Origin of the sequence: Nostoc sp. ChiQUE02 (genome assembly GCF_034531305.2) — a bacterium.
Taxonomy (GTDB): Bacteria; Cyanobacteriota; Cyanobacteriia; order Cyanobacteriales; family Nostocaceae; genus Nostoc.
In genome coordinates this window covers 1-16,367 of sequence record NZ_JAVRBN020000083.1, presented here as the reverse complement: position 1 = coordinate 16,367, position 16,367 = coordinate 1, and the positions used below count along the sequence as shown (strand labels likewise).

The window sequence follows — 16,367 nt, the reverse complement described above, 5'->3', positions numbered from 1 at the left end:
GCTTTTTTGAAAACCAAGCCGTCGAGTTATTTCTGCAATGTGCTGCTCTCAATCGCATGATCCAGTTGGGCAAACCAGACAGCTATAAAGTGCAAGACTAATTACTAACTCGCTTTGAGAGAAGTGTGTCTTTTTTCTGTTTCATGCAACAAAGCCGATTGTGATCAAGAAACTATTGGTGAAGTTTCCGCAGTGGGGGATTGCGGTTGTGGATGGGGGTGTTGGTGGATTGGGAGGAGTAGTGGGTTTGTACAACAGTCTATAAATTAAATTCAAAGTATTTATCAGAAAGGAATGCCGTCTCTATGAACCTTGTCGGCGGAGGGTTCGGGATAGATTACCTTAGTACAACCGGGGATAAACTTTCCGTCCGGTCGAATAACGTCCCAGAACTACTAGCTGAAGCCCAAATCACAAACTACGACTCCCTTGGTCGTCCCAACGGTGGCACAATCCTCGTTGACTGTACATCGCTAGCGCTTGTGGATAATGCACGGGGTGAATCTGCTTTGTTGAGAGGAGAAAACCAAAATTGTGGTGTTGAGCAGAAAGACTGTCATGAAGGCGATTCTTCCACCGCGCCCGTTGCCCAAAATGAAAAATCTCTAAATTCTGCGATCGCTATTCAAACTCAGGGGCAAGTAGAACAAAGTAATTCCACTTCGTTGTTGGTTGAAAATTCAGTTTCAGGTGTAGAAGTCAAAGCAAATCATGAAGGTGAAAGTTCCGCCGCGCTTGTCACTGAAAAATGGTCGCATGAGGCGATTGTAGCGAGGGCAAATGCACGACCGAGGCGTATGCAGAAACTGAAAGTTGCGGCGAATTCGGGGCAGAATCCGGGCTTTGACTTTTTGCAGGAGTGCTGGAATGACGATCCGGCTTTGCAGATTGTGATCAAGAAGTTGCTGGCGAAGTATTTGCAGTGGGGTATCGCTTGTGTTGATGGGGTGTTGGTTAATACTGGGAGCAGTAGCGCGATCGCTGACTTTGAAGGAAGCACTCCGAACGAGGATTGGCGTTAATTCACCAGAAGCCGTGTTTGTTGTTGCTTGTAAGGGGGACAGAAAAACGGAGTCCACACAGGCCAAATCTGCTGTGGAGGATTGGTTTAAGTGGGCGAGACGGCAGAGGGTTGTGATTGCGATGTCGGGTAAGGTTGTGTATACGCCGGAGGGTAAGGTGGTGGCGGTGGCGGATATGATGCGGCGGTTTCTGGTGGAGATTAGTGGTAGCGGATGGGGTGTTGGTGAAGTGGTAAGAGTAGTGATCTCTATCAAGCAATAACCTCTTAATTTTAGGATTTTAACAAAACTAAAATCTGAAAATTTCTACTTAGATTTTACGGTATCAAGCTTCGATAGAGACTATTTAGTTCATTAGTGACTTTCTCCCAACTAAACTTTTCGCACACACGCTTTACTCCTTGCTCACCCATACTTCTAGCCCAACTCTCATTTTCTAAAATCGAATCAATTGCCTTAGTAAAAGCTGTAGTATCTTTAGGAGGAACTAACAACCCTGTTTCTTCTGGTACTATCGTAAACTTGAGTCCACCAGTGTCAGAGGCTACCACAGGAGTCCCGCAAGCCATTGCTTCAAGAGCTACAAGACCAAAGGGTTCGTAGTGGCTAGGAATGATGCATACATCAGCAGATGAATAAAATAATGGCATCAAATCATGACTAATCTGCCCAGGGAATGTTACTTTTTCAGCAAGACCAACCTCTTGCACAATCTGTTCAATTCGATTCCGTTCTATCCCATCAATACGGTTTGGGTTACTTCCCGCAACAATGATGACTTGCAACTTGCCTTTTGAATGTGCTATCGATTGAGCGCAAGCTCTTACCATTGTCTCGATACCTTTGCGAAAATCAAACCGCCCTACATAAAGGACAATCTGAGCATTTATATCTAAACCTAATCTGAGTCGAGCTTGTGCTTTCGGTATTACATGGAAGTTATGAATATCAACTCCACAAGGAATGACTATCACACAACCTTTTGAGGATAATAGATATCTCAAATCTTCTCTTTCTTGAGGACTGGTTGCAACTATAACATCTAACTGTTCAAGAATTTGTTGTTCGGTCGTTAGCCTTGTACTTGCAACCTTGGGTTGACTAGAGACACTTTGGTATTTGACCTCTGCTAGAGAGTGATAAGTATGCACAATGCTTGTAGCTATAGAACGTTTCTTCAACTGTAAGCCAATCCAACCAGAGAGCCAGTAATGTGTATGAACTAATGGATAGCGAATGGCATTTTCAACTTGAAAGCGCTCAAAAGCCTGTAAAAATTGAGGCATATACTCGAAAATTTCATCTCGAGAAATATAATGTTCTGGGCCAGCATTTAAGCGGATAGTGCGGCAGAAAGGTGAGTGGGAAACAATTCTTGGGCTATTTGGATTGGCCTTGCGAGTGAACATATCTACTTGCCACCCCAAGGTTGCTAAAATTCTACTAATCTGAGAGAGATATACACTTTGCCCACCTGTTTCTTCTTCGCCAATTTCTGCTGCGGGATCACCATTAACAGAAATGAAAGCGATTGCTTTTCTGATATTTTTTCCCACTACTAAACTCCGCTTTAAGCCAATTATTAATTCCATTCATTAATTATGATGTAAATCTATGCTAAAATTCACAACTAACAGCCTATCGCACCTAAAGCTTTCAATTGCTGTTTTTGAAAAGGTTCTACTCCTATTATATCAGTAATATTCATCCCTTGATAGGGCTTCGGGATGCTGAGTGTTCGTAGGTATTTACTTTGCTCTAGATTTGCAACATTCCAAATTCGTATCGTTTCATCCTCACTGCCGCTAGCTACAAAAGAGTTTTCTAAGTTAAAAGCAACTGAGCCAACCCAACTGGTATGCCCTTCTAAAATCTTGAGACATTTGCCAGTGTGGACATCCCAAATTCGCACAGTTTTGTCTTCCCCGCCACTAACTAAGTGAGAACTATTTGAACTAAAAGAAATGGAACGAACTCGACCAGTATGCCCTTCTAAGATTTTATAAACTTCACCTGTATTTGTATCCCAAATGCGGATGGTTTTGTCTTCACCAGCACTAGCCAAAATGTGTCCAGTAAAACTAAAAGAAATTGCTCTAATCCAATTTTTATGCCCCTCAAGAGTTTTAATACATTCACCAGTATGGACATCCCAAATTCGCACAGTTTTATCTTCTCCACCACTAGCTAAAAGTGAACCATCTGGACTAAAAGCTACTGACCACACTCTACTACTATGTCCTTGCAATATCTTTTGAACCTCACCAGTATGTGTATTCCAAAGCCTGATTTCTTGGTCATCACTAGCACTAGCTAATGTTTGATTATCGGAACTAAAAGTCACTGACCACACCCAATTAGTGTGTCCTTCTAAAATCTGAATACATTCACCTATAAGGATATCCCAGATTTGTATAGTTAAATCACTGCTACCACTAGCTAAAAGTGAACCATCTGGACTAAAAGCTACTGACCAGACGCGATCGCGATGTCCTTCCAAAACTTGGATACATTTATCCGAATGGACATCCCAAAGACGTACTGTACCATCATCACTGCCACTGGCTAATAGTGAGTTCTTAGGACTAAAGGCTACAGCCCATATTCTATTAACATATCCTTTCATGGTACTTATGTACTCACCCGTTTGATGATCCCAAAGACGCACTGTGCGATCTTCACTGCCACTAGCAAGGATCAAACTATTACGGTTGAAAGCAGAGGCTAATGACCAAACCCGGTTGCTGTGTCCTTCCAAAATTTTAAGGCATTCACCAGTATGGACATCCCAGAGACGTACTGTACGATCATCACTGCCACTAGCTAAAATTTGCTCATTAGTGAAAATAACAGACATCACCCAGCTGCTGTGTCCTGTCAATGTGTAAATAGGATGACCTGTTGTAATATCCCAAACTTTTATAGTATTGTCCTCTCCACCACTAGCTAAGAGTGAACCATCGAAATTGAAAGCAACTGACCATACTCTACCACTATGCCCTTGTAAAGTTTTGTGTTTGCCTGTGCAGGTATCCCAAATCCGTATGGATTTATCTTCACTGCAACTAGCAATTGTCTGTCCATCGGGACTGAAAATTACTGACATTACCTTACTAGTATGTCCCTTAAGGATTTTTATCGGTTCACCAGTATTGACATCCCAAATCCGTATGATTTGATCATCGCCGCTACTGGCTAAGAACCGACCATTTCGACTCAAAGAAATTGAGAAAACTCTACTGATACTTTCATATTCAGGAGGTTCACCCAAGCTTTCCGTATCTTGTCCAGCATCAAAAGTTTTCAGGAGCCGCCCATTCTTAGCATTCCAGATACGTACAGTTTGATCATCACTTCCACTAGCAATTGTCTGTCCATCATGACTAAAAGCAACTGACCACACGCGATTAGTATGACCATGACAGGAGAAGAGTAATTTCATCCCCTCTGTAATGTTCCACACATAAATTTCACCGCTTGCATCAGCGACAGCTAAAAGTTTACCATCGGCACTAAACGCCACTGATATCACATTGCTGAAAGTTTGAGTAAAAACGCACTTTACTAAATGAGAATTAGTAAAATTTACTGTTGGCAAATCTACCCCCTGGAAGTAGCCATGCCTAATAGACAAATTTGAAAAGTCTGATCCTTTCAAATCAGTTTTCTGATAGATCAGCAGATTGAGAATGTTGCCAACTGCGTATCCTGATACCAATGATGTTTTGAGATTATGTCTTGACTCCTCTTGCAACTTTAAGCAAATTGTATTTAACCTATCCTTGACTGCTTCCTTATCACCATAGATGGTAATTAATTTAGCAGCAACTGATGATAAGATAAGGCGGATTTGTGTTTTTCTTGTAGAACTCTTTACATTTGTTTTTACTAACGCATGGTGATCAAATAAGACAAATTCTCCAGCTACTATTTCGTCACACACCTGCTCAACCAATCGCCGAATTATATACTCTAATACTACGGGATGTTGAGTAAAATTTGGCTTATCATAATTGATTAGTGATCGTCTGATTAAAGATTTGAGTGCTTCTAGTAATTTGAGTTTTGACAGTTCTGAAATAATATCATTTTGTAATTCTTGAAAAGAAATGGATTCTCGGTTAATAGCTAACCAATACATTACTTCTTTTTCTAGTGCCGATAATCGTTCAAATTGTGTTTGTAATAAAAGACTAATGTCATCAACAACGATAATTTCCTGACTCAAAAAATTGGCAATATTACCATCAAACGACTCTTGAATTACAGATGAAACTAATTTGAGAGCTAATGGATGACCACCGCATCTGCGAATTAATTTTTTTGCATCTTCTTCTAACTGAGATTTTAGGAATTCTGAAGTGCCGGTAACAATATCTTTAACTACTAAAATTTCACGCGCATCATCTTCTTCTAGACCCTTAAGCGTAAGCGATCGAACTGGGAAAGTTGATCCTTTAAAAGAAATCATATCTTTTGGCTTTTCTCGACTGGTCAACAGAATACAACTTTGATGGCGAATCTGCCCCGCACACTTGAGCAACTCTCCGTATCCCTCATAGCCGTTTCGGTAAGAACCAGTTGTATCTTTTTCTTGTAAAACTGTTTCTAAGTTATCCAGAATAATCAGTAGACGGTAATTTTGTAGATAATTGCTAATTAGAAAATCTATCCTACCACTGGCATCTTTAGGAAAATCAGCTTTTGGCAGGTTGGATAATGCCTGTTTTTCTCGTAAAGAATCAATTAAGCCTTCAAGTTCCTCTTCAAATCCTGGCGCATTCTTAAGATTTCGCCAGATAATGCAATCAAAATGGTCTTGGATCTCTTCCACTAATTTAACGGCCAAATCCGTTTTGCCTATCCCTCCCAGCCCTAACAATGCCACCAATTGGCAGTTATCATTTAAAATCCACTGTGATAAAGTAATCAATTCTCTCTTGCGTCCGTAGAAATCAGCTACATCAGGAAGTTTATCAAGCCTGCAAGAGAACGAACTCTGCTGAGAAGTATATTGAGAAGATTTATCTTGTTCTAGAAGCCGACTTCTTAAAATCTCCAACTTGTCATTGATATTACCTTTAATACCAAACTTTCTATAAACTGAGTGTAATTTTTTACGAACTGCTACCGTGTTAATATTTAGAATTTTTGAAGTTTCTTCTGCTGTTTGACCAGCTAATGCTAGACGCAAAGCAGTCAATTCATCTTCAGATACACCATATTCAACCATTACTCTACTGAGAAAATCATCAGACATCTCATTCATGTGATTAAGACCTTCTTCATGACGAATGATGCCAGCAGCTATGTCTCTATTTAAGTAGTATAAATAGAATAATTTAATACAGCTTTTATCACTTGAATTGTATATTACTTTAGGCTCTCCCAGACTAGATATGTTAAATTAACAACAGAAATACCAATTTAGTAAAACCCTTCTTCTAAAATTATGAAAGTTAGTTAAGCCATAAGCCCTGCGTTTAATGAGCTTAATCTTCTGATTAATTCCTTCTACGATACCTTGAGTAGTTCGGTGATCAAAATAAGCCAGAATTTTATCTATCCATCTACTGATGGTTCGACAAGTTTTGGGGAAAAATTTATAAGCTGCTTGAGTCCATTTCAGGAATTTATCTAAGGCTTCATCACTGGTTATTGGACTTTCAAATATATCTCTAATTGCTTCTTTATTGCGATACATTTCTCCTAATTTTGGAGCAATTTTTCGGAGTAAATCTATCTGAGCTTGTTCCTCATCACTGAGGCATTCTTTTTTCTTTAACAAAGGGTATTTACTGTGAGTTAAGCCAGCTAATTTCTTTTCTCTTTCTTGGCAGTTTTTAATTTTATTAGCTGCTCTTTTTCCTTTTTTCTTCTTTCGTCTAACTCCTGATTTATTTGTTTCATGACATGAAATCTATCCGCTACCACTTGAGCATTCGGTAGCATTTCTTGGATTAAACTTTTATAGGGTATCCATAAGTCTATGCTGACTTCTTCTATTTGATTCAATACCTCTGAACCTAGACTGTATAAGTATTCTGCAATAACTGCTTTGTTTATTTTCTCTAACAATGCTATCGGTCTTCTTGCCTCTAAATCTACTAGTGCTGCTGCATAATTCTTTCCTCCTTTTAATTGTGTGATTTCATCTATACCTAGCTTTTTTATCTGATGGGGTTTCTCTTTTAGTAAATCTAACTCTAGTTCTTTTAATATTGTTTCTATCTCAGATGGTGCCATTCTATTTCTTCTAGCTGCACTCTCTACATCAGTTTCTAAGACTTCCTTGATTACTTTCATCGCTAGTATTTTTGTGTAAGTTGTTCTAATTTTTACAAAAGACAATTTTTCGCTAAAAACTTGATGACATTCTGTACATTTCAATTGACAACGATTTACTTTTAAAATTACTTGATAGCCACTCATTGGTATATCTCTGACCATATACCAATGATTTTGATGAGTTTTATTAGTTGTCTTTCCACAGTGAAGACACTGAGAAACTTTTGACTGATTTTGGATTTCAATTACGATTTCATCGTCGGTGATAAAATCGTAATTCACCACCTTGATATCTTCAATATTAATCAGTTTAGTAATAAAATGAAGTAGGGGATTAGAAGGCATATTTATTAAAATGATAATTTATTTTCAATATTTATTGTCTTTTGTACTCTCAATTACTTCTGCATTTCCTTCTCAGCTTGGGTTATTGCCACCAATCACTGGTAATTGTATTGAAATATATTTGATTTTTTCGTACTATTTTATCATAACTACTCTGGGAGAGCCTTACTTTATACTATTAAATTAATAATAAACATATTAAAAACGTTAATGATCTAATAGAAATTTAGCGAAACTTCAACATTTTTGATGCAAAAATCAGGACTAACCTATACAGGGCAAGGAAAATACACTAATGAATCAAAATTCTTCAAACATAGATATATCAAGAAAGTGAGTAAAACAATATCTAAGTCTTTTGGTGTATACATTTGATGCTTTTTTCAGTCTATTTTTTGTCTAAACTCATTAGGTATTTCAAAGTTAGATGATTTTGGTTCTTCATAGGATAATTATTAATGGACAAATTAGTAGAAATTGTGACATTTCTCCCCCACACAAACAGATAAAGCTTTAAATAACAAAGGACTACCAAATAATTCTCTTAACTTCGCAAACAACACGAAAACCGATAAAGTTGAGAGCGAGGTCGCTTTCTGCCCTATTGAGGCTACCTCGAGAAGCAGAACGGCATTCACTGGGATTATAGTTCCAAGAACCACCTCGTAGCACAGCATTACCTTGTTTCTGAGATAGGGGATAATGATTCTGAAACCAAGGGTTGCCATTCGTTGGTGCTTCTTCATAATGACTGTGCCAATCATCTAGGCACCACTCCCAGACATTACCGTGCATATCGTATAATCCAAAGGCATTAGCCACTTTAAAACTGCCTACCTCAGTTGTTTCTTCCCGATCTATTCCTTTGACACCAGCACCATAAGTATCTGTAGCTTTATAGTTGGCTAACTCGGATGTAATTGTTTGGCCAAAATGGAAGGGTGTAATTGTTCCAGCACGACAGGCATACTCCCATTCTGCTTCACTAGGCAGTCTGTAATGCCTGTTTGTATGTTCCGTTAATCTATCACAAAACTCTACCGCTTCATACCAGAAAATTCCTTCTACTGGTAAATTATCATTTTTAAAGTTTGAGGGATCGGGGTTCAATTCGCGGTTTACTTGTTCCAACGCCGCCACCACTCGCCATTGTGCTTGAGTTATTGGATATTTGCCCATGAAGAATGAAGGAACTGTAACTTCATGCTGAGGGCTTTCATCGTCGTAGCGTTCGGCTTCATCGTCCTGTGAACCCATCATAAATTTACCACCGGGGATGGACACCATTTGTAGAAATATCCCTTGAGCTATAGTTTCAGTAAAGTAGCGGGCGACTTTACTTGAATGACTAATGACTTCGCCACGACGGTTAACTGTAACGGTTTCAAACTTCTCAGTTGGTAAAGCTACTAGTTCTATAGGTTCAGATGACAAATCAAGATAATTATCTGCTACTTCAATTAGCTTGCTACTGGTACCAGAACTAAAGCTGATAATTTCAACACTTTTACCGCGACTTTGAAGCTGGCAGACTGGTTCAACAAAATCACTATCGCCACTGACTAAAATAGCAATATCATAAGCCTGAGATAAGCTAATTAAATCGGTAATTATTAAGGAATCGATATCAGATTTACTTCCTGTACTTACTTTTTGAATTCTAATTTGATAGCCATATCCTTTTAATGTATTCAATAATTTTTTTTGTATTTTATTTTTAGTAACACTCAGATAAAAATAAGCTTGGCAAGATGATGCTCTCTTCTGAACAAGCAAGAGAAATTTTTGATAATCAAATCGACTATTTGGAGAAACAACGTGATTTAAATTATCACCATCTATAAAAATAAATATTCGTTTTAAATTTTCTGGTTCAGAAATTATTATTGGATTTTGATTTGATGTATTTGACTGGAAAATTTTATGCTGAATTTGCTCACCCATTTCAGCATATTTTCCCCCTAATACCTGTAGAGTTTGAGCCGTAATATCAGCAAAAGGCAAATATTCTGGGTCAATCTTTATATCAGGATTAAACAATATTGCCTCAAAATTTCTGACTGGTTGTCTTAATTTTAACTCTCTATTAATAAACTCAGAAAGACAGAGGATTACATCAATAGTCCGACTTTTGCGTGTGATTTTTATGAGTTCTTCTCTCACACCAGGATAAAATTCATAGTTAACCTCTTCATTTACCTGATTTCTAGGTTGATCTGCTGTTGGTTTGAGTAATCCACCCATCAAAACTTCTGCTAGATGAACAGCATGGGAGTTAGGTAATAGGGTTTGCTGAATTAGTCGAATTACAGGTAAACTGACAGGAGCCGCCGCCATCATCTGCGCTAACTGGCGAGATAGAAGGGAAGCAGCCGACTGAAAACGACTTACCCTAGCTTTAGGAGAAAGTTGGTTATCTTCGTCATCATTCGCACTAGCTTGAGGCGTGATTTTTTCTGGTAGAAAAACTAACCCTGGTGTCCTACTCCCTCCAACTCCTGCTAAAACCTTTGCCCAGTTTTTCATGGGAAAAGATTCTAAGGTGACAATGGGTAAAGTTAAAGCTTGTGGGGAATTAAACTGTGTATCTACAGGTAGGCGAGTTTTTGATAACCGAGCATTGGCAACGCCAGGATTTTCCGAGTACAATTGCACTTCCATTCCCCAACTTAAAGCTGTACGTGACCATAACCGTTCTGGTAATAACTGAAGTAACGAAACTGGTTGAATTCTAGCCCAATCTCTCAACACCTTCAGTAAAGAGCCATTGTGCCAAATTGGTGATACACAGTCACTAACTAGCCAAATTAAACGTCTACCACTGGGGTCGTTCAGTTCTTTTAAGCTGGCTTGACGATGTTTGAGATAAAGTTGTACTTCGCCCTCGCTGCCCATTTTTAAATGCCATAGGCTAACATTACGAAATGCTCCATGTCTCTCTAAAAGTTGTTGAAATTCTGTTAGTATTTGTCGCCAAAGGGGATATCTTGCTGTTTCTTCAATCACTAAAGCGACTTCTAGCCATCGAGTAGAGACAGGTTGAAGCACAGGAAGCCAAAAATCCTTTTCAGCAATGCTGGTGACGGTTGCTTCTTCATTCAAAATCATTTCGGTTAAAGAAGGGGATTTTCGCCTTAATGGGCGGAGAGATCGCCCCAATGCTAAAGTATTTCTCAGTGCTAGGGGATCAGTAACTTTAAGTGGTAATCCCGCCCATGCAGATTCAGAAGAGTGATTAGCGGGAGGAGCTACATAAGCGGGGGTGGTATCTTCTATTGGTTTAACAATCTCTGGAAAATCAATACTCTCAAAATTTGGAGGAGGTGATGAGATTATTGGGGAATTACCTTGAGTTGGAACTGACGCAACTTCAACAATATCAATTGACGGCTTAATTTGAACCATTAACCAGATAATATCTGCTAACTCCTGCGCCGTTAGGTTAATTTCTGCTTCTGGTAATTTAGGGTTATCTTTTTCTGGTGGCGCAGACATATATCCTCTCAAAGTAAGTTGGATAAATACTGTAATAATTTCTCTATAAATTTATCTTTATCCATCTCTGTAAAATCTTTTCTAGTGACAAGATAGATAACATTTAATAGTTGGTCGGTCGCTAATTGTCCTTTGGTTTGTAATTCCTGATATTTCTCGATAATCGGCTTGGCTTTTGTTAAAATATCTTTGTCTTCTTGAAAGTGAGCCTGAACAATTTTTTTGATGCGTTCAAGGTTAGGTTCTGTCATAGTCAAGCGAATACAGCGACGTAAAAACGGAGGGGGAAAATCCCGTTCTCCGTTACTCGTCAGAATTACGAAAGGAAAAGCTGAACAGGGAATTTTTCCTTCTTCAATCTCTACTTCTTCATTTTCAGATGTAAACACTGTGACTTTAGGTTGCTGTTTTTTGATACGAGCTAATTCGGGAATATCAAATTGCCCTTCTTCAAAAATATGCAGGAGATTATTGGGCAAGTCAATATCACTTTTATCAATTTCATCTATGAGAAGGACTCTGGGTTTTTTCTCCTGACTTTGATATAAAGCTGTGCCTACTGCTCCTAGTCGGACATACTTACCAATATCGTCTCCTTGATTACTTTCCTGCTTGTCTGTGCTAGTGTCTGAACTTTGGGAATCCTGATTTTGTCTCCTGATACTCTGTAACCGTCCTACTGCGTCATAACTGTAAAGACCCTCGGTTAAAGTAGAACGAGTTGTGATATTCCATCTTAGGACTTGACCTAATTTTAATTGATGAGCAATCGCGTAGGCAAGAGAGGTTTTTCCCGTCCCTGGTTTTCCTTCAACTAACAAAGGACGGCGCAAGTATAGGGCTGCATTCACCAATTCTACTTCTTCATCTTGGATTTGAAACGTTGCCCCGCGTTTTTCTTCTTCAGTCTTTCCTCCTGCTGTCGAACTGAAACTACGCCAACTTGGTGCTGTGGGTAGGCGTTGAATTTCCTCATGGGGTTCACTGTCTTTTTTAAAAATTTTCCAGTCGTTCATTTGAGTTGATAGGTAGGAATTAGGCGGTTTGGATCATCCCAGATCAAGGAAATATGGCGTTCTGGCTGAGAACGTTGTGTACGTACTTGCATTGAGAGTTGTGATAAGTCATGCTGTAACAAATTATCAAGTTCAGTTTTGCAATCACTTTCTGGTGGTTCACTTCTAAACCACAGAGCGATCGGTGTGCCAGAATAGTATAAAGCCGAAGCAATCTCTTCATGATTGGATTTTAGAGCCGATGTCAATTTCAATCCAACAATTTTTTTATCTTGTAACTGACCAATTAAAGTATTCACATTACAGTTAAGATCACTGTTCAAAAATTGTGAGAGTGGACTAACACATCTTTTAACATATCTCCATTTATTTTCCCATCTATTTTTGTATAGGTTATACATAGGTTTCAGACGGTCTAAAGAACGAATTCTGACTTCATGTACTATTCCTAAACAAATTATATCCGACGAATCGAATTTCCATTTATCTACCTCCCAGCCGAACAAAGACGAAGGTAGAAAAAATTCAATAATTAATTCTTGAATTTCTTGAGCATCAGTAATTTGAGTTATAAAACTTTTAACAATTTCTTCGATATTTTCTTTTTTATAATATTGTTCTTGTGTTTTATTTTCCTCTTTTTTTACTCTTAAATGCTGATTTTTTAAAGGTTTTAAATAATCAGCGATGTTGTTTTTTGTTAACCAACCAGAAATTTGAAATAAATTTGGATGAGATTGGCTATCTTTAATTTCAATTATTAAATAATAATTGATATCTAAGGATTTTTTATATTCTTGTTTGAAATTCCTTAAGGATTCTTTCAAAGCATCTATTGTCATAACTGGAGAAATATCAATGTGTTTATTTGCTATTTTTTGTAAATTCCGCACAATTTTCAGGTATTGATTACTATATTTAGTTGATAAATACGCAAGTAAACGAGGAATAAATTCCAGAATAATTGTCTTTTCCGGCCAATCTTCTAGCTGTAATAATAAATATCCACTTAAATTATCTGGTTCTAACTCTAAATCAGGTTGGCTTAGTTGCCATAAAAAATCTTGATATACTTGCTTAACACATTGCCAAAATAAGTCATCTTGTTCAGGGAATATATCTGTTAATTCGTCAATTAATTTAGTATCTAAATTTACTCCTTTTTTTAAATCAAAGAGCGATGAAATTTCTTTATCATCAAAACTTTCTAGGCGCTTAACATAATTATTATAAGCTGTATTATTGCATCTTTTAATTACTTCTAAAAATTTAGGAAAGCCTTCTTCATCCTCTCCGTTTTGACGGGTTTCAAAATGATTGAGAATTGTTTCTACTTTAAGATATTTTTGCTGATTATCAGAAAACTGATTACGCACGGAAGGAAAATTGTCAAGTGATTCATATAATTCTGGATCAGTTAAAGCTGTTAGTAATTGCCTCAAAATCTCACGGTTATACTTCATTGACTACTGACCTACCTCCCAATAATCCAATAATTTTGCCCATTCTCTTGTTTTTTTCGCAACCCAAATCGTTGTTCAGGAGATGAATTATGTATCAACAATTGGTGCATATCTTGAAGCAAATCGCGGGCATCTGCAAAATAACCATGACCTAGAAGTGTTAAATCAATATTAGAAACTTCGACTGTATCTATACCATCAACAACTGTAATTGGTGGGAAAAAACCCACACGGGGATGATCATGAATAATACCTGATGTTGCCAAAGCTTTATCTTTAGCAGAAATGTAAAGAGTCGTGCGTTCAGCCAGGCTTTGATAAGCTACTGCTAATTCTTCAAAGATATCTGGATCAACATCAGGAGCTGCAAGAAAGATTTGTCCAAAGGAGACTTTACTCTCGGCTTGAACTTGAGCCAAAATTCGCTGCATTGCTCTGAGTAACCCGCGATTTCCCATACTATGAGCAATAATATGGATTTTTTCTGCCCCACTCTTTTGTACCAAGTTAAGTAAAAACTCGGCAATATATCTCTCACTGGCTTCAATCGTCGCCTCGTCTGCTGGATAGCTGGCTAGTTTTCCTCTTGACGGCCAGCTATAGAATGCCATAATCCCTGGCACTTGCAAATCTACCCCTATCTGCGCTGCTCGTAAAGCTGCATCTTCAAAACTGACGTTAAAACCGTGAATAAAGACTAAAGCGGAACGCTCATCTGGCTGATTTGCTTGCAACGTCTTTTTAATTTCAACCCAAAAATTATTTTCCTGGAACAATTTCAGACTCTCTTGCTTGAGTTTGAGGCGATCATCTGTCAACGTTAACAATCTCTGCAACAAGGGAGAACCAGTAGAGCCGATTTTATGAGATTTTGGTACTGCTACTTGACAAGTGCCATAGTGAAGCTGGCGATCACGCTCTCCTGAAAATCCAAGGGATAGATCCTGTAGGTTCTTGGGTTTGCGGTTAGTTCCAAACCAAAGAGGATATAGGGTAGCTTCTGTTGAGTTTGTGCGCTTAACAGTACGAGTCACCCTTGGTTTTACTACCTCTTGCTGAAGGAGGGATGTATCACGAGTGATGAAATGTAGCACTTCACTATCTGACAATTTCAACAATTTAATTTCATTACGACCAAGTTCAAAGGCACTGTAATATCCTCTACCAAATCCTAAACCTCGATAAAAACCTGCGGCAAATGTTATAGCAGATTGATCGCCAATTTCTTTACTCATACCGACAACACAGCTAACTTGCTCTGCTAGTACATCAGCTTTCTCTAATGAAAAGCAGGCATTGAGTACCACACATTCTATCCGTCCCTGAAGCACAGCCAATAATTCTGCCAGTGCTTCTGGAGAAACTGGCTGTGCTTGTCCTTGGGAGTTATTTAAAATAATTTCACCACTGGGACTGCCGTGACCACTAAAGTGGAGGATTAGCGGTTCATATTGCAGTAAATATTTAGAGAGTTCTTCTACCTGAACGGCTCTTTCGAATTTGACTATATAGTTTTTTCCAACCTCTCCTTCTTGCAATCGCAGTCGAATTCGATTGGCTTCTTCCTCCAATTGGAGTCGGTCAGTATCGATTGGATTGGCAGCGAGAACTAGAATATCGCAGTTTTTATCTTCGGGGATATTAGATGTCTGATTTGATTTTGAATTTGTTTTGTCGCTTGCAGCTAACTGATTTTGTGAATTTTCAGAACTATCTAACTCTGAAACGTACTTATTATAAGCTGTTAAATTGCACCTGTTAATGGCTTCTAATAATTTATCAATTTCTTCTTGATGTTTTTCAAAATAATCAAGAATTATTCTATCTCTAAGATATTTTGGCTGTCCATCAGTAAACTCATTCCGCACGGCAGAAAAATCGTCAAGTGATTCATCGAGTTCTTGAGCGGTTAAAGCTTGTATCAATTCCCTAAATTTGGGACGCTCGTACTTCATTGACTACTTACCTGTTTTAAAGTTATCCTATAGTCGAAAATAAGCGTTTCTTCAGGTCGTCTGTGATACTAATCTGCATCATGGTTAATCTAAATACTGCCTATATAAAGCTACAAATATATAAGACAGGATTCCAGACTGACTATAGCAGTCTCAGTAAATTTACGATAGAGTTTGCTTAAGCAAATTTAAGCTTATTTACAAAATACTCGCTTTTTTCCCTATTCAGGCTGGATTTGAGCGTTTAAAAACAATTTCTCGCTTGAATGAATTGATTGGCTGATTAGTCACTGTCTCATCACAATCGCACCCTCGTTATGGGGATTCGGGAGTGATTGAAGCAGACGCACCGAATCACTGGCAACAAATTGTCACCTTTTCTGATGGCGAGAGGTTGTTGATCAACAATGCTGATTTGGATGCCCCAAGCGTTCCATTCCCTAGAGAACGCACTTACCTCGCAGAATATACGGAAGCGATCGCTGCTATTGAAGAACAGCATAAACAGGAACTAGAGCGACTTTCTCAGGAATTGAAGATTGGCTTGCTTTCAGAGGCCACAGCCAGAGCAGAAGAACAAGTACAAGAGCAAATCCAATCTCTGCAACGACTGTTCAAACAACAAAAGGAGCAAAACATCCAATTGCAGCAACAGTTGGATGAAATGGAATCGCTACGGCAGTTAGAGGCTGAAAATCAACAGCTTATACCAATTCACGAAAAATTTGATTCAAATAAAGCATCAAGAATAAAATCCCACCCTGTTATGGAAGCAACGGTTAA

At 38.3% G+C, this 16,367-nt stretch carries 8 protein-coding genes and 2 pseudogenes; 3 read left to right on the top strand and 7 right to left on the bottom strand.

Annotation, left to right across the window (positions count from 1 at the left end):
- The first annotated feature begins 305 nt into the window (after positions 1 to 305).
- Together RM347_RS34125 and RM347_RS34120 are read left to right on the top strand one after the other, a co-directional pair.
- Entirely contained in the window at positions 306 to 1,022 is a 717-nt protein-coding gene (locus RM347_RS34125) for a hypothetical protein (RefSeq protein WP_322719695.1), read from the top strand.
- Positions 943 to 1,284: a hypothetical protein gene (locus RM347_RS34120; RefSeq protein ID WP_322719694.1), complete on the top strand. Its 342-nt coding sequence runs from the start codon at positions 943 to 945 to the stop codon at positions 1,282 to 1,284. Before RM347_RS34125 ends, RM347_RS34120 begins: the two co-directional genes overlap by 80 nt.
- 55 nt (positions 1,285 to 1,339) lie before the next feature.
- On the opposite strand, the gene RM347_RS34115 is transcribed toward RM347_RS34120, so the two are convergent.
- The 7 genes and pseudogenes from RM347_RS34115 to RM347_RS34085 form a co-directional block, all read right to left on the bottom strand.
- Entirely contained in the window at positions 1,340 to 2,578 is a 1,239-nt protein-coding gene (locus RM347_RS34115) for a glycosyltransferase (RefSeq protein ID WP_416211914.1), read from the bottom strand.
- Between the two features lie 74 nt (positions 2,579 to 2,652).
- Entirely contained in the window at positions 2,653 to 6,291 is a 3,639-nt protein-coding gene (locus tag RM347_RS34110) for an NB-ARC domain-containing protein (protein WP_322719692.1), read from the bottom strand.
- 138 nt (positions 6,292 to 6,429) lie between these two features.
- Positions 6,430 to 7,655, bottom strand: a pseudogene (locus RM347_RS34105) (ISL3 family transposase).
- Between the two features lie 528 nt (positions 7,656 to 8,183).
- The gene (locus RM347_RS34100) at positions 8,184 to 11,150 is read right to left on the bottom strand and encodes an SAV_2336 N-terminal domain-related protein (protein ID WP_322719691.1); all 2,967 of its coding nucleotides are present in this window, start codon (positions 11,148 to 11,150) and stop codon (positions 8,184 to 8,186) included.
- Positions 11,151 to 11,158: 8 nt separating this feature from the next.
- Positions 11,159 to 12,166 carry an AAA family ATPase gene (locus RM347_RS34095; protein ID WP_292876877.1) on the bottom strand — a complete coding sequence of 336 codons (1,008 nt, stop codon included), beginning with the start codon at positions 12,164 to 12,166 and terminating at the stop codon, positions 11,159 to 11,161.
- On the bottom strand, positions 12,163 to 13,629 hold the full coding sequence (locus tag RM347_RS34090; RefSeq protein ID WP_322719690.1) for a hypothetical protein: 1,467 nt from the start codon (positions 13,627 to 13,629) through the stop codon (positions 12,163 to 12,165). The genes RM347_RS34095 and RM347_RS34090 overlap by 4 nt, the downstream gene beginning before the upstream one ends.
- Before the next feature lie 11 nt (positions 13,630 to 13,640).
- Positions 13,641 to 15,584 (bottom strand): alpha/beta hydrolase, encoded by a 1,944-nt coding sequence (locus RM347_RS34085; RefSeq protein ID WP_322719689.1) that lies wholly within the window; start codon positions 15,582 to 15,584, stop codon positions 13,641 to 13,643.
- A 331-nt stretch (positions 15,585 to 15,915) separates the two neighbouring features.
- On the opposite strand from RM347_RS34085, the pseudogene RM347_RS34080 reads away from it, so the two are divergent.
- A pseudogene (locus RM347_RS34080) lies at positions 15,916 to 16,367 on the top strand (hypothetical protein); the annotation flags it as partial.